The organism is Variovorax sp. 38R, from assembly GCF_014843395.1.
GTDB classification, from domain to species: Bacteria; Pseudomonadota; Gammaproteobacteria; order Burkholderiales; family Burkholderiaceae_C; genus Variovorax; species Variovorax paradoxus_H.
Window position 1 is genome coordinate 6,620,479 of sequence record NZ_CP062121.1, and the last position, 14,833, is coordinate 6,635,311.

Below are 14,833 nucleotides of genomic sequence, written 5' to 3' on the forward strand. Positions count from 1 at the left end.
GGAAGGCCTCGATGTCTCTCACCACCACCAATCCCCTGTTTCTGTTCTCGCACGCGCGGCCCATCGCCGCCGCGACGGGCGCCGCCTTGCTCGTGCTGCTCGGCGGTGCGCTCTCGGCGCAGCCGGCCCAGGCCGCGATGAACCCGCCGATCCTCATGGCGCACGGCGTCGAGTACATGAGCGGCGGCGTCGGCCAGGACGAGGCGCAGCTGATGGAAACCGTGTCGCCGCGCTGGCCCGCGAGCTTCGAATTTGCGATCAAGGACGGCCGTCGCGCCGACTTCGCGGCCGGCGTGCACGTCACCGTGCGCGACAGCCACGGCACCGCGCTGCTCGACAACGTGGTCTCGGGCGGACCGTTCATGGTCGCGCGGCTCGAGCCCGGCCGCTATGACGTGGAGGCTCGCATCGGCGGCCAGACGCTGAAGCAAACGCTGCAGGTGTCACTGGGCGCACCGGCCAAGGCGGTGTTCGAATGGCCGGCGGGCACCGACATGGCCTCCGCCGGCACGCGCACGGTGCGGTAGGCGCAGCCGCATCGCACCGCGGCCGACACCGAACGGTCACGCCCGCGGCGCCACAACGCCCGCTATCCGGTTGCCTTGCGCTATAGAAAAAATAGCGGCGCAGGCAGCTTTCGGCGCCTTGAATGCGCGGCATGCGCCTTGCAGATGACGTGTCCCGGGCCATGCCCGCGTCTCCCTCCGTCCCGATGCCGATCCGTCCCCTGAGCGTCCTGACCGCGCTCCTGCACGTCTATATCGCGCTGCGCCTGCTGCCCGCGCTGGCGTCGCTCGCGCCTGCGTGGCCGCTCGCGCTCGTGCTGCTGGCGGTGTCGGCCATCACGATGCCATTGCCGTTCGTGGCACGCAGCCACCGCGCCGACCGCAAGGCCAAGCCGGCGGGCGAGACGCTGCACTGGATCGGCCTGATCAGCATGGGCTGGTTCTCCTCGCTGTTCATCTTGACGCTGGTGCGCGACCTCGGCCTGCTGCTGGCGTGGCTCGCCAGCGCGCTCGGCGGCCTGCAGGTGCCGGAGACGGTCGCGCCCTGGAGCGCGCTGGCGGTACTGGCCCTGGCCACGGGCGTGTCGCTGATCGGCTTCTTCAATGCGCGCCGCACGGCCGGCGTGAAGCAGGTCGAGGTGCCGATCCGTGGCCTGCCCGCGGCGCTCGCGGGCTTCACGATCGCGCAGCTCAGCGACATCCACGTGGGTCCGACGATCCGCAACGGCTACATCCAGCGCATCGTCGACGCGGTGAACGGGCTCGGCGCCGACGCCATCGCGATCACGGGCGACCTCGTGGACGGCAGCGTGCCCGAACTGCGCGAGCACATCGCGCCGCTGGCAGGCCTGCGCGCACGCCACGGCACCTTCGTGGTCACGGGAAACCACGAGTACTACGCGGGCGCGCACGCCTGGATCGAAGAGCTGCGTCGCCTCGGCCTGAAGGTGCTGCTGAACGAGCACGTGGTGCTGCAGACGCGCAACGTGCGCGGCGCGCAGACCGACGAAGAACTGTTCGAAAGCGCGCTGGTGCTGGCCGGCGTGACCGACTTCACCGCCGGCCATTTCGACGCCGCGCACGCGAGCGATCCGCACCTGGCGCTGTACGACGCGCCGCCGCTGGTCCACACGCGCGTGCTGCTGGCGCACCAGCCGCGCAGCGCGCCGGTGGCGGCCGCGGCCGGCTACCAGCTGCAGCTGTCGGGCCACACGCACGGCGGCCAGTTCTTCCCGTGGAACCTGTTCGTGCCGATGCAGCAGCCGTTCACGGCCGGCCTGCACCGGCTGCACGACATGTGGATCTATGTGAGCCGGGGCACCGGCTACTGGGGGCCGCCGAAGCGTTTCGGCGCGCCGTCGGAAATCACGCTGGTGACGCTGGTCCCGGCGCAACCCTGAAGAGACGGAAGAAGCGGGCCGTCAGGCCTGCAGTTCGGCCAGCAACCGCCGTGCGTTCGACGTGGCGGCGGTGTGGATCGGCTTCAGGCCTTCGCGCGCAATGCGCGCTGCCACGCCCGTGAACTGACCCATCGTGCTGGCGCCGCGCGCCGTGGCCTGCACGAGCGCATCGCCGTGCGTGGCCGCCTGGGCCGGCGTGAAACTGCCGGCCAGCGAGAAGAGGGCGGTGGTGCCCTGCAGCCATTGCTGCCACGCGCGCTGGGCCAGCGAGGCCTGGCTGCTGTGCCATTGCTTCGCCATGGCCAAGCCCGATTCGCTCGCCGCGGCGAGCTTTTCGTGGCCCATCAGCTGAAACTCCGCGAGGTCGGCCGCGCTGGGCGTGAGCCCGGCTTTGGCCATGCGCTCGGTGCGCACGCGGATCACCGTGCCGGACGACAGCAGGGTTTCGTGGGTCTTGAGGGCCAAGTCGACCCATTGCATCAGCGGACTGGCCAGACGGGCGGTGGTACTGAAGGACGACATGGGAAGAGGGGTGCGTGAGGGAACAGAGGGCCACTATAGGCCTGCGAAGTGAAGATTGCTGCAGTGCAACAATTCCTGACCGTCATTTCACCGATCGGTCGCTTTCTGCGGGCAATATTTAACGTTTCTTATGGTTGTTGCCGGCATCCGCGCGCAGACGCCGCGCGCGCGCCTCGGTGACGAGGTAGGCGACGAGCGCCACGGCCAGCGGCAGCAGGTAGTACAGCGCGCGGTAGGCCAGCAGCGCGGCGAGCAGCCGCGTTTCCGCCACCTCGTGCGCCAGCAATGCGACGAACACCGCCTCCAGCACGCCGAGCCCCGCCGGCACGTGCGTGACGACGCCGGCCACGGCCGCGACCAGCAGCACCGCGAGCACCTGCGGATACCCGACCTCGCCCTGCAGCAGTACCCAGATCACCCCGCCGATGAGCGACCAGTTGACGCACGACATCGCCAGCTGCAGCAAGGCCATCGGCAAGGTCGGCGTGCGCAGCGCGTGGCCGCGCACGCGCCAGACGTGGCCGTTCGAGAACGCGCACAGCGCCAGGTAGGCGAGCGACACCCCCAGCAGCGCCGCGCCGAGCACGCGCAGGCCGCCGCCGTCGATCTTCCAGTCGGGCGGCAGCGCCATCGGCCAGAAGCAGAACGCGGCGCCGGCCACCACGAGGTAGCCGAGCCAGTTGGTCAGCATGCTGAAGCCCAGCACGCGCGTGATGGTTTCGTTGCCGAGCCCCAGGCGCGAATACAGCCGGTAGCGAAACGCCACGCCGCCCACCAGCGAGCCGAAGTTGAGATTGAAGGCGTAGCTGATGAAGGTCACGCCGACCACGGTGCCGGCGCCGAGCCGGTGCTTCGTGAGGTGGCGCCCGAGCAGGTCGTAGGTGCTGTAGAGCAGGAAGCTGCTCGCGGCCAACGCGCCGGCCGCGAGCAGTGTGAGCGCCGGCAGCGCGCGCAGCGCGGCGAACACCTCGGCCCAGTCGATGGTGCGCGCCTGCTTCAGCAGCAGCCAGGCGATGCCGCCGAAGAAGGCCCAGATCGCCACGCGCCGCACCCATGGCCACCAAGGCCGGTGCGTGAGCGCGACAGAAGCGCTCATGCCGTCTCCGTGCGCGCCGTGCCCTCATCGCCGCGCTTCTTCTGTTGCTGCGCCATGAGGTCGGTCGCCTCGGCCGGCGTGAGGCGCGGCGCATGGCGCGGCAGCCGGTTGAGCCACGACGGGTACCAGCGCAAGAAGTGGAAGACGAAGAAGCTGCGCACCAACCGCCAGCCGCTCCATTCGCTGGCCAGGTCGTCCGCGCCGATCTGCTTGCAGCTGTGCTGCATGAGATGGTCCATGCGCTCCCACAGCAGGTTGTTGAACGCGGTGTCGCGCACCACCACGTTGGCCTCGAGGTTGAGCGACAGGCTCAGCGGGTCGAGGTTGCTCGAGCCCACGGTGCTCCAGCGGTCGTCCATGAGCGCGACCTTGCCGTGCAGCGGGCGGTCGCAGTACTCGTAGATGCGCACGCCCGCGTGCAGGAGGTGGTGGTAGAGCATGCCGGCGGCGGTCTTCACGATCGGCATGTCGGGCTCGCCCTGCAGGATGAGCCGCACGTCCACGCCGCGCCGCGCCGCGCGCCGCAGCTCCTTGATGAGCCGGTAGCCCGGAAAGAAGTACGCGTTGGCGATCACGATGCGCTCGCGCGCAGCGCGGATCGCGGCGCGGTAGTGGCGCTCGATGTCGTTGGTGTGGCGGCGGTTGTCGCGCGTGACGAAGATCGCATCGGCCTCGCCCGCCGCGGCCTGCAGCTGCGACGCAGGCGGTGCCTGCTTCAGCCTTCGCCGGAACCAGCCCACGCCCTTGCCCCCGACCGCGATGGCGCGCAGCACGAACTGGTGGATCTCGGCCACGATCGGCCCCGCCAGCTCGACCGCGTAGTCCTGCTTGGCCTTGGGACCGAAGTCGAGCAGGTGGTCCTCGGAGTAGTTGATGCCGCCCACGAAGGCGCGCTCGCCGTCGACCACCACGATCTTGCGGTGCATGCGGCGGAACACGTTGAGCCGCTGGCCCAGGAAGCGCTGGCCCGGATCAAACACCCGCACCTTGACGCCGGCCGCGGCCAGGCTTGCGAGGTACTCGTGCGAAAGATCGGGCGAGCCGAAGCCGTCGATCATCAAATCGATCTTCACGCCGCGCAGCGCCGCCGCGCGCATGGCCGCATGCAGCGCCAGGCCCACCTTGTCCTCGAACAGGATGAAGGTCTCGATGATCACTTCGCGCTGCGCCGCACCAATGGCCTCGAACACGCGCGGAAAGAACTCCTCGCCGTTCTCCAGCAGGTCGATGCGGTTGCCGCCGGTCCAGTGGCCGGCGCGCTCGTGGGTGTCGCGCATGGGGGCCTCGGCGTTCACAGCTCGATGTCCGCCACCAGCGGGGCATGGTCCGACAGGTGCGACCAGGGCCGGCGCGGCAGCACCACGGGCGCATGCACGCCCGCGTTGCGCACGTAGATGCGGTCCAGCGGCAGCAGCGGCAGGCGCGCCGGAAAGGTGCGCGCCGCGCGGCCGTGCGCATGCACGAACACCTCGCGCAGCGACGCGCCTTCGGCCAGCACGTCGTGCGCGCGGCTGCGCCAGTCGTTGAAATCGCCCGCGACGATCAGCGGCGCATCGGCCGGCACTTCGTCGCGCACGATGTGGCACAGCAGTTCCAGCTGCTGCTGGCGGTGCGACTCGGCCAGCCCCAGGTGTGCGCAGATCGCATGCACGTCGACCGTGCGGCCCGGCAGGCGCAGCACGCAATGCAGCAGGCCGCGCTTCTCGGGGCCGCTCACCGACACGTCGTGGTTGCGGTAATGCACGATCGGAAACTTCGACAACACGGCGTTGCCGTGGTGCCCCTTCGGATACACCGCGTTGCGCCCGTAGGCGAACTGCGGCCACATGGTGTCGGCCAGGAATTCGTAGTGCGGCGCCTCGGGCCAGTTGTTCACCGTGCGCGAATGGCGCACGTGCGTGCCCATCACCTCCTGCAGAAACACCACGTCCGCGCCCACCGTGCGCACCGCGTCACGCAGCTCCGGAAGGATGAAGCGGCGATTGAGCGCCGTGAAGCCCTTGTGGGTGTTCACGGTCATGACCTTGAGCGAGGCCGGTGCGGCGGCGACAGCGGCCTCGGGCAGCGGGGAAGTGAAGGGGGAGGACATCGGTCTTCCCGTTGTACGTGGCCGCGCCCGCGCCGACTGTAGGAACGCGCCACCTTCTTCGCGTGCCTTTCACGCAAGGGCGGCGGGCTCCTACAGGCAGGCCTGCCGCACCCCCACACAAGGCCCGAAACGGGGCTCCTACGGTGGTTTCAAAGCTGATGCCATCGCGCTCGGCTTTGTGCCCTTTTTTCATTTGCAAAGGAGCTTTCCATGATGACCACCCTGCAACGCCTGACGATCCCCACCGCGCTGCTCGCCGCCCTGCTGGGCGCCGGCATCGCCCAGGCCCAGATGCCGACACCCGTCCAGCAACCCATGGCGGGCGACAGCTCGGTGCCCGCCTCGCGCGAAGCCGTGAAGGCCGAGGCCCGCGCACAGAACCGCAACAACGCCAACAGCGTGGTGCCCAAGGGCGAGGCCAGCACCACGGTGAACCACCAGCCCAACGCGATGCCGTCGCCGACCGGCGAACGCTCGCGCGCGGAAGTGCGCGCCGAGACGCAGCACGTGAAGCCGCGCTTCGGCCAGCCGGGTGAACGTCCGGCGGTGCCGACCAACCCGACCGAGAAGACGGGCACGCCGCAATAACGCTGTAGCGCTGCGCACGCCCACGAAAAAGCCCGCGATGCGTGAAGCATCGCGGGCTTTTCCTTGCCCTTTTTCTGGAAGCCGGCCTCTTCAGCCGGCTACCCGGTCAGCCTCAGCTCTTGGCAGGCGCTGCGCCGTGGTGGCCTTCATGACCGCCATGGCCGCGGTGCCCGCGATGGCCGTGGCCCGCGAACTTCGCGGTCTCGGCGTCGAAGGTCTTCTGCTGCTCGGGCGTCAGCGCTGCGTAGAAGGTCTTGGTCGCTTCGGCGCGCTTGGCGAACCGGGCGCTGCGCTCGGCCTGGCGGGCCTGCATGTGCTCCAGGCGCTGGGGCGTGGTCAGCTTGGCGAACTCGGCTCGGTCCATGCGCTGCGGGCGCGCAGCGCCGGCGGGCGGCTGGCTGGCCTCGGTGAAGCTGCTCCACGCGCCTTCCTGGGCGCCGGTGAGCTTGAGCTTGTCCTTCAGCGCGGCCAGGCGCTTGGCACGGTGCTCCTTCATGCGCTCCATGCGCTGGGCCGGGTCCATGCGCTTGTGCTGCGCCTTGGGTGCGGCGGTGGCATCGGCGGGTGCCGTGGCAGCCGTGGGTGCGGCCGTCGAAGGCGTGGTGGCGGCCGGTGCCTGGGCGAAGGCGCCCGAAGAGGCGAGGGCGGCGGAGCCCAGCAGGCTGGCCCAGACGATGCGTTGGCGAAGAGAGATCATGAGAGTCGCTTCCTTTCGAAGAAGTCCGCCGCCAAAGGGCAGCGGGTGAGACGAAGTGTGGAGCGCCTCTGTAACGCGTCCGTGAGCCGCGAGTGAGCCTGCGTAAAGAAGCATGAACCGCAGCGCCGGTTGCCGGCCTGCGGCGTGACCTATTTGGGCCTCGGCGGCTTCAGCCCGCGGTCGGGCGCCTGCAGCTTGCCGGCGCGCAGCGCGGTCACCGCCAGCACCACGGCGCGTGCGACGTTGCGCACTTCTTCCTGCACGTCGGCATCGGCGTCGAGCGCCTCGTGGCTGGTGGCATAGGGCGCGTAGTAGCCGATGTAGCGATCGAGCCGCGCCTGCGCGCCCGCATCGACCAGCCCCATCCAGTCGAGCCAGTCCGTGAGGTTGCGGCGCAGGCCCTCGGGGCCGGCCACGTCGCCGTGCACCACCACGCCGTAGACGCGGCCTTCCAGGTGCTTCGGGTAGCCCCAGCCTTCGAGTTCCAGGGCCTTGGCTTCGTCGGGCTTCTTGCCGTGCGTGCTGGTGGGGTCGGGGTTGCCGCCGTCGGCGCACACGAGCCGGTCGATCATGAGCTTCAGCGGGCTCGCGGCCTGGTACCAGTGCGTGGGCGTGAGCACGATCACGCCGTGCGCCGCCACCCAGCGTTCGTAGATTTCATTCATCCAGTCGCCGGTCTGGCGCAGCGCGTGGTTGGGGTAGCAGCTGCAGGGCCAGTGGCACAGCGGCATCGCGGTGGAGACGCAGCCCTTGCACGGGTGGATGTGGCGGCCGTAGTCGGAGGTGAGCCGGCTCAGGTCGAGCACGTCGACCTCGATGCCGCTGCCTTCGAGCACCTCGCGCGCGCACTGCGTGAGGCGCCAGGTCTTGGAGATTTCGCCGGGGCAGGTGCCGTCGTTGCGCGGCGAGCCGTTGACGAGCAGCACGCGCGAGCGCGTCTCGGGCCGGCCCCAGGCATCCTGCGCCGCGTCGATGCGCGCGCGGGCGTCGAGCCAGTCGACCGAGAGTTCGTAGTCGGGGTCGGCATAGCCCGGGCCGGCACGGCGCGTCACGGGCGCCTTGCGGCCTTCGTCGTACGCTTGCCAGGCGATGACTTCCAGGCGTTGCAGCGCCCCGGCCTCGGCCCGGAATGCCGGATCGTGGAAGCTCTGCATGAAGCGGTCATGGAACTCGGCGCGCTGCAGCATCGGCGGCGCCTGACCTTTGCGTATCGTGGGAGGCATGACCGCAATCTAGGCCGTGCACCGGCCCGCGCGAACCGAAGGTTGCGCCGACTTGCGGTAGGCGAGCGACTACAGGCTCAGCCGAGCTTGCCGTTCTGGAAGTCGTGCACCGCCTGCTTGATCTGTTCCTGCGTGTTCATCACGAAGGGGCCGTACTGCGCGATGGGCTCGTTCAGCGGCTTGCCCGCGATCAGCAGCGCGCGCGCCGGGCTGTGGTTGGTGGCGCCAGCGCGCAGCACCGTGCCGTCGCTGCCGGGGTCGTTCGCAAGAATGGCCATGCGCCGCGTCGGCACCTCGCTGCCCGCGATCCACAGCGATTCGCGGAACACGTAGACCAGCGCGTTGTGATCATGAGGCAGCGGCTGCGCGAACTCGGCGCCGGGCGGCAGCGTGATGTCCAGGTACAGCGGTTGGGTGTGCGCGCGCTGCTCCGCGCCCGCGACACCATGGCTGATGCCGGCGATCACGCGCACATGCGCGCCGCCGGCGGTGGTGAACTCGGGGATCTCGTGGCTCTGGATGTCGCGGTACCAGGGCTCGCGCATCTTGTCTTTCGCGGGCAGGTTGAGCCACAGCTGAAAGCCTTCCATGAGGCCTTCTTCCTGCTCCGGCAGCTCGCTGTGCACGAGGCCGCGGCCGGCTGTCATCCATTGCACGCCGCCGTTTTCGAGCAGGCCTTCGTGGCCCGCGCTGTCGCGGTGCCGCATGCGCCCGGCGATCATGTAGGTGACCGTTTCGAAGCCCCGGTGCGGGTGGTTCGGAAAGCCGCCGATGTAGTCGCCCGCGTTGTCGCTGCCGAAGGCATCGAGCATCAGGTAGGGGTCGAGCCGCTTCTGCAGCGGCTGCTGCAGCACGCGGGTGAGTTTGACGCCGTCGCCGTCACTGGTGGAAACACCGGCCACGATGTGGTCGATGCCGCGCGGGGTGGCGACGGGATCGGTGGGGTGGTGGTGAGCATGAACGTTCGTCATGCCGCCCATGGTGGCACCAAAGCCCCGACCGCGCCACCGGTGGGGGCGCCCACTGCCGGTGGGGTTCAGCTCAGCGCGGCCACTGCTGGCGCTGCCAATAACAGTACTGCCAGCGCGTCTCGAAGCCCGCGCGGCGGTACAGCGCCAGCGCCGGCTGGTTCTGCGCATCGACCTGCAGGAACACGCGTTCGACGCCGCGCGACAGTGCCGCCTGCGCCAGCCCGGCGAGCACGCGCCCGGCCAGGCCGCGCCCGCGCTGCGACTGTTCGGTGCGCATGCCGTGCACGCTGGCCCAGCCGTGGCCGAAGGCCATGGCGCCGGCGGCCACGGTGGCGCCGTTCTCGCGCACGCTCGCAAACAGCGAGCCGGTGGCGCGCGACAGCGAACGCACGCGGTGCACGCCGTCGACCGGATCGAAGCCTTCACCGAGGAACAGCGCGGCCCAATCCGGATCGGGCGACGCATCGACATCGGCCAGCCGCACATCCGCCGCCACGAGGTCGCGCATGCGCCGCGCCGAGCCGGTCTGCACGCAGGTCGGGTTGTCGGCCATGTAGTGCCGGCGCGCGAGTTCGGCGCGCAGCGTGTCGAAGCAGGCCGCGTCGGCCAGCCGCAGCGCAGGCGCGACCTTGCGGCTGTCGCAGCGGTCTTCGATGCGGTCGAGCGTGGCGGCATCGACCGGGTCGCGGTGCAGCGGCACGGCGGAGCGGGCGCGCTCGACGGTGCCGCGGTCGAAGGGCAGCAGCCAGCCGTCGAGCTCCTCGCAGGCTTCGGGCGCGACCGCCGCGACGGTGGCGCGCTCGATGGCTTCGATGTCGTGCGGGGCCATGCTCATTGCACGGCTTCCGGCGGTGCGTATTTGGCGGCGGCCACGTTCTTGAGCAGCGCCTCGCGCTGGTTGCGGCTGATGCCGCGCACGCTCTCGGCCACCCACTTGGTGCGGTCGGGATCGATCGTGCCGTCGCGCCGCCATTGCTCGAGCACGGCCTGCGGCTTGTGCAGCATGGCCGCGAGCCACACGGCCTGCGCCGGTTCGAGCGTGCGCGCGCTGCGCTTGAAGTAGCGCCGCGCCGCGGCCTCGCCGCCGCAGAGGTTGCCGCCCCACGGGGCGTTGTCGAGGTACAGCTGCAGGATGCGGGCCTTGCCCAGCGTCTGCTCCATCTCGACCGCGTAGAGCAGCTCGCGCAGCTTGCGCTCGGCCGTGCGGTCGCTGCCGGTGACCAGCAGCTTGGCCAGCTGCTGCGTGAGCGTGCTGCCGCCGCGCCGGGTCTGGCCGGGCTTCTGGTTGTGGTCGATCGAAGCGAGGATTTCGGTCAGGTCGTAGCCGGCGTGGCTGAAGAAGCGCTGGTCTTCCGCCGCGATGACGGCGCGCGCCAGCCAGCTGTCGTTGGCCAGCTTGCCCGACGGGCCGCAGCTGGTGCGCGCGCCCAGCATGGCCTCGGTGCCCAGACCTTCGACGGTGAACTGGCTGATGGCCGGCTGCACCGCGAAGGTCGCGTCGGGCAGCAGCAGCTGCGCCTGCACCGCCAGCGTGCCGCCGATGCGGGCGCGCTGCAGCTCGGGCAACGCCGGCACGAGCACGGCGTACCAGCGGGCGATGGGCGCGTCCTGCACGCGGACGTCGAGCTGCAGGTTCTTCGGCGCGAGGCGGCCGGTCCAGGTGCCCTGCAGCAGCGCGTTGCCGTTGGCCGCCTCGGGCGTGGCCTCGAAGGTGCCGGCCAGCGTGTTGCCGTCGCGCCGCACGGTGGCCACCAGCCGCTCGACCTTGATGGGCTGCGTGCCGAGTGCCGGCACGTCGGCGCTGCACGGCGCGCAGCGCATCTGCTGCTGGCCGGTTTTCTCGTCCCAGGTGAAATGCACGGTGCCGAAGCGGGTGTCGAGCGCGTGGCCGTTCAGCCGCGGCGCGAACCACGACGAGGTGGCCAGGCGCACCGCGGTCGGCACGCCGACCTCGAAGTCGAGCGGGCCGGCCTTGACCGTGGTGCTCCACTCGCCCGCGGAGGGGGCGAGGGCGATCTTGGCTATCAGGAAGATAGCCACCAGGGCTGTCAGCACAAGGGCCAGCAGCCCGTAAATCACGAATCTCAGGGTCTTCTTCACAAACGCGTTCTCATCACATCGGTCTTGCCACGGTGACAGCTTGCCATGGACCATGCGACTGGCCGCTGGCCGCCGCCCAGTACCAAGCCGAAGTGTCGGTGAAAGCCGTGCCTTGGGCATCGACGATGCGCTCGCAGACGCGGAAATTTGGCGTACCGTGCCGTTGCGCCACAAAACAGCGCCACATCCGCTCTTGCGCGTCGCGTTCCAGCCGCGCCTGCTCGATGCGGTAGCCCAGCGCGCGGTAGCAGTCGGCAGCCGGATGCAGCATGCGCGTGGGCCGGTTCACGGCGCGCATCACCAGCGTCTGGTGGCCGTCGGTCATGCGGCCGATGGCGCCCGGAAAGCGATCGGCAAAGCGCTGCTCGACCTCGCTCAGCGCCAGCGGGCGCAGCGGCACGCCGTCCCACTGGCTCGGCCATTCGTGGGAACCCACCGCGTCGGCTTCGGCGGCCGGCGCGCGCAGCGCCGCCGCGGCCGACCAGAGCGCGCACAGCAGCATCGCCAGCGCGAAGGCGCTCTTGTGGCCCACGCGGTTGATGAAATGGTTGGCGAACCAGCGCTCAACGAACGGTATCGACACGGCGGCCTCCTTCGGCGGTGATCAGGCCCGGCAGCGGGCGTTCGAGGTCGATGCGCGGCGCCACGCGCGCCGGCACCATCAGGCGCGCGATGGCGCCGCACACCACAGCCAGCAGCACCAGCCCCAGCGCGTTGTGCGCCCACGGCGCGAGCGCATGGCCGGCGCCTTCGCAGGCAATCAGCACGCTGTTGCGCACGATGTTGCCGGCCAGCACCAGCAGCCCGACGGCCGGCAGGCGGCGCAGGAAGGCGCGGTCGCCGCGCCGCGCCCACAGCGCGACCGCGCAGGCCGTGAAGTAGCCCAGCCACACCATCTGCACGCCCGAGCAGGGCGCGTCGACGATCACCAGGCGGCCGTCGACCATCAGCGTCGCGCCTTCGCGCGCCACCTCGAACCCGGGCGCGAGCAGCCAGCGGCTGGCCTCGGCCGTCACCACGCGCAGCGGGTAGCCGGCGTAGAACTGCAGCGACGACAGCAACGGCAACGCCAGCACCGACAGCCCGGCCACCGGCAGCGCCGCCACGCCGCGTGGCAAGAAGGCCAGCAACCCGGCCGCGAGCGAGAGCACCGCCACCAGGCCCGAAGCCAGCGGCGGCAGCGCGGGCAGGCCACCGAGCCCCGTGCGCAGCAGCGTGGCGAGCACGGTGCCGACGCCGGCCAGCGCGAGCCAGCCCAGACGCGGCGAGGCCCGCAGCGCGCGCCGGCACTGCCAGGCGAGCGCGGCCAGGGCGACCAGCGCCACGAGCCCCAGCGGATCGTCGGAGCCGTCCTGCAGGCGGCGGGCCATCCAGACCCAGGTGGGCGCGAGCGCGACGCACTGCAGCGCGAGCCAGCCGAAGGCCGGCGTGCGGTCGATGCGGATGGCCCAGTCCACGACGCGCGGATGGTGATGGGCCAGGGTTGCCAGAGACATGGTCGTGCGTCCTGTGTTCAGGCGGTGAAACGACGGGGGTCGTTGCGGCGTGCGCGGCGGCGCAGCATGGCCAGCATCGACAGCACGACGGCGATCGCGCCCAGCGTTTCCGGTTCCGGCGTGCTCGGCACCTCGGCACCCAGTGCCAGGTCGCTCACGCCCTGGGGCATCGGCAGCGGCTGGTTCACGTCCACGCTGTTCTGCGGCGCGACATTGCGCACCACCTTGTCCACCGCGATGAAGCTGGTGTACTGCGTGAGCAGGCTGTACTTCAGGCCCAGCTCGGTGATGCGGTCCTTGAAGGCGGCGCTGCCTTCGAGCGCTTCCTGGTCGCTCAGGCTCTGGATGCGGTGGCGTGCCCACAGCGTGCGCAGCGCGGCGGTGTCCTGGCGCGTCTGCGGCGTGATGCGCACTTCCTCGCGGTACGGGCCGGTGGCGCTCTGGCCTTCGATGATCACGCGGCCCTTGGGCTCACCGCGCCACTTGCCGAAGACGATCACGGGGCGCTCACCCAGCACGTCGGGCAGCGCCTGCGGCTCCACGTCGTACACATCGAGGCCGCCGAAGGTGGCCTTCACGTTGGTGAGCACGGGCGACTCCACCATGCGACGGAAGCGCGCGGCCTGCTCGGGCGCCTGTACCGGGTCGGTGATGATGAAAGGCTCGCCCATGCCGGCACGTGCAATGCCTTCCATGAGGCTGCGGTTCACCGACGAGCCGATGCCGAAGGCGAACACGTTGGCCTTGGAGAGGTTGTTGCGCACCAGCTCGAAGGCTTCGCGCTCGACCGTCACGTAGCCGTCGGTCACCACCACCACGGTGCGCGACACGTTGGGTGCCTTGGGTTCGGCGTACACGCGCTTGAGCGCCGGAATCAGCTCGGTGCTGCCGCTGCCGCTGTAGTTCTTGATCGTGGCGAGCGCCTGTTCGATGTTGGCGCGCGTGGCCGGCACCGACTGCGGCGACAGCATCTTGTTGCTGCCCGAGAACAGCAGCACGTTGAAGGTGTCGCTGGGGCGCAGGCCGCCGATCAGGCGTTCGAGCACGGTCTTGGCGGTGTCCAGCGGAAAGCCGTGCATCGAGCCCGAGATGTCGACCACGAAGATGTAGTCGCGCGGCGAGATGGCGCTGGCCGTCACGGCCTTGGGCGGCTCAACCATCGCGAGGAAGAAGTTCTCTGCGTTCTCGCCCTGGCCCTTGTAGAGCATCAGGCCCGATTCGATCTTCTCGCCCGCCAGGCGGTAGTCGAGCACGAAGTCGCGGTTGTCGGCGGGACGGCCGTCGGCACTCAGCGTGATGTCTGCGTGCTGGTCTTCGTCGCGCTTCTTCACGTCGATCGTGTGCGTGGCCGAGCGGATTTCCTTCAGGCCCATCGGCGTGTCGATGCTCGCCGTGAGCTTGAAGCTCGTGCTGGGGGCCACGCCGGCGCGCAATGTGGGCTGCGCCGGCCACTTCGCCTGTGCGTTCTCCGACTGCGGGCTGTTGTAGCGCGGGCCGACCACGGTCGGGAACACGAACTGGTAGTTGCCCGACTGCGGCACCAGCAGCTCGGTGTAGCGCAGCTCGACCTTCACGTCGTCGCCCGGCAGGATGTTGGCGACGTTCATCTGGAACACGTTGGGCAGGTGCTGCTCGAGCAGCGCGGCGGTCTTGCCTTCCTTCTTGGCCGTGTCGTATTCGATCTTCGCCTGTTGCTTCTCGCGGATCTGCGCCGTGATCAGGCGGTCGGCCAGGCGCACGTTGAGGCCGCTCACGGCTGCCTTGGTGGAACCCGGGAACACGTACTTCGCCTCGATGGCGCGCTGGCCTTCGTTGCGGTAGGTCTGCGTGACCGTGACATCGGCGATCACGCCCGAAATCTTGACCGAGACCTCCGTGCCCTTCAGCGGCAGGCGGTCGACCGAAGGGTCGTCGCTCTTGACGAAGAAGTACGGGCTCTCGGTCTTCAGGCGCGGACCGGCGGGCGCTTCCTGCGCGTGGGCCGGGCGGGCGCCCATGGCGATGAAACCCACGGTCGCCAAGCTCACGGTGGCGAGCCAGAGCCAACGGCCGGGGCGTGGGGTGGTGGGGGTGTCCATGGCGGGTGTCCTTCTGCGTGCGAACTTGCACAGCCCTCACTGTCGTGAGCGTGCGAGAAGGCAGTTG

At 70.0% G+C, this 14,833-nt stretch carries 15 protein-coding genes; 3 read left to right on the forward strand and 12 right to left on the reverse strand.

Annotation, left to right across the window (positions count from 1 at the left end; translation table 11 throughout):
• Nucleotides 1-11: 11 nt before the first annotated feature.
• A complete protein-coding gene (locus IG196_RS30760; RefSeq protein WP_192194257.1) occupies nt 12-527 on the forward strand; it encodes a hypothetical protein in 516 nt (171 codons plus the stop codon).
• A gap of 122 nt (nt 528-649) precedes the next feature.
• Nucleotides 650-1,906, forward strand: coding sequence for a metallophosphoesterase (locus IG196_RS30765; protein ID WP_192194258.1), 1,257 nt, complete (start codon nt 650-652; stop codon nt 1,904-1,906).
• Nucleotides 1,907-1,927: 21 nt separating this feature from the next.
• Here the strand turns inward: IG196_RS30765 and IG196_RS30770 are convergent, their stop codons facing one another.
• The 4 genes from IG196_RS30770 to IG196_RS30785 form a co-directional block, all read right to left on the reverse strand.
• Nucleotides 1,928-2,428 carry a polyhydroxyalkanoate granule-associated phasin gene (locus tag IG196_RS30770; RefSeq protein ID WP_192194259.1) on the reverse strand — a complete coding sequence of 167 codons (501 nt, stop codon included), beginning with the start codon at nt 2,426-2,428 and terminating at the stop codon, nt 1,928-1,930.
• Nucleotides 2,429-2,546: 118 nt separating this feature from the next.
• Nucleotides 2,547-3,524 carry a lysylphosphatidylglycerol synthase domain-containing protein gene (locus IG196_RS30775; RefSeq protein ID WP_192194260.1) on the reverse strand — a complete coding sequence of 326 codons (978 nt, stop codon included), beginning with the start codon at nt 3,522-3,524 and terminating at the stop codon, nt 2,547-2,549.
• Nucleotides 3,521-4,801 (reverse strand): cardiolipin synthase ClsB, encoded by a 1,281-nt coding sequence (gene clsB, locus IG196_RS30780; RefSeq protein WP_192194261.1) that lies wholly within the window; start codon nt 4,799-4,801, stop codon nt 3,521-3,523. Before clsB ends, IG196_RS30775 begins: the two co-directional genes overlap by 4 nt.
• Before the next feature lie 14 nt (nt 4,802-4,815).
• Nucleotides 4,816-5,613, reverse strand: a complete 798-nt coding sequence (locus IG196_RS30785) for an endonuclease/exonuclease/phosphatase family protein (protein ID WP_101490692.1) — start codon at nt 5,611-5,613, stop codon at nt 4,816-4,818.
• A 210-nt stretch (nt 5,614-5,823) separates the two neighbouring features.
• On the opposite strand from IG196_RS30785, the gene IG196_RS30790 reads away from it, so the two are divergent.
• On the forward strand, nt 5,824-6,201 hold the full coding sequence (locus tag IG196_RS30790; RefSeq protein WP_225616856.1) for a serine/threonine protein kinase: 378 nt from the start codon (nt 5,824-5,826) through the stop codon (nt 6,199-6,201).
• Between the two features lie 112 nt (nt 6,202-6,313).
• Here IG196_RS30790 and IG196_RS30795 read toward each other — a convergent pair whose 3' ends face one another.
• The 8 genes from IG196_RS30795 to IG196_RS30830 all read right to left on the reverse strand — a co-directional run bounded on the left by IG196_RS30795 (nt 6,314) and on the right by IG196_RS30830 (nt 14,766).
• The gene (locus IG196_RS30795) at nt 6,314-6,898 is read right to left on the reverse strand and encodes a Spy/CpxP family protein refolding chaperone (protein ID WP_192194262.1); all 585 of its coding nucleotides are present in this window, start codon (nt 6,896-6,898) and stop codon (nt 6,314-6,316) included.
• A 149-nt stretch (nt 6,899-7,047) separates the two neighbouring features.
• A complete protein-coding gene (locus tag IG196_RS30800) occupies nt 7,048-8,121 on the reverse strand; it encodes a flavodoxin family protein (protein ID WP_192194263.1) in 1,074 nt (357 codons plus the stop codon).
• Nucleotides 8,122-8,198: 77 nt separating this feature from the next.
• Nucleotides 8,199-9,092, reverse strand: a complete 894-nt coding sequence (locus IG196_RS30805) for a pirin family protein (protein WP_192194264.1) — start codon at nt 9,090-9,092, stop codon at nt 8,199-8,201.
• Nucleotides 9,093-9,162: 70 nt separating this feature from the next.
• Complete coding sequence (locus IG196_RS30810) at nt 9,163-9,921, reverse strand: GNAT family N-acetyltransferase (RefSeq protein ID WP_192197202.1); 759 nt, start codon at nt 9,919-9,921, stop codon at nt 9,163-9,165.
• A gap of 2 nt (nt 9,922-9,923) precedes the next feature.
• Entirely contained in the window at nt 9,924-11,171 is a 1,248-nt protein-coding gene (locus tag IG196_RS30815) for a biosynthetic peptidoglycan transglycosylase (protein ID WP_225616857.1), read from the reverse strand.
• Nucleotides 11,172-11,205: 34 nt separating this feature from the next.
• Complete coding sequence (locus tag IG196_RS30820; protein WP_192194266.1) at nt 11,206-11,775, reverse strand: hypothetical protein; 570 nt, start codon at nt 11,773-11,775, stop codon at nt 11,206-11,208.
• Entirely contained in the window at nt 11,756-12,688 is a 933-nt protein-coding gene (xrtQ, locus tag IG196_RS30825; protein ID WP_192194267.1) for an exosortase Q, read from the reverse strand. Before xrtQ ends, IG196_RS30820 begins: the two co-directional genes overlap by 20 nt.
• A 17-nt stretch (nt 12,689-12,705) precedes the next feature.
• The gene (locus tag IG196_RS30830) at nt 12,706-14,766 is read right to left on the reverse strand and encodes a VIT and vWA domain-containing protein (protein WP_192194268.1); all 2,061 of its coding nucleotides are present in this window, start codon (nt 14,764-14,766) and stop codon (nt 12,706-12,708) included.
• Nucleotides 14,767-14,833: the final 67 nt, after the last annotated feature.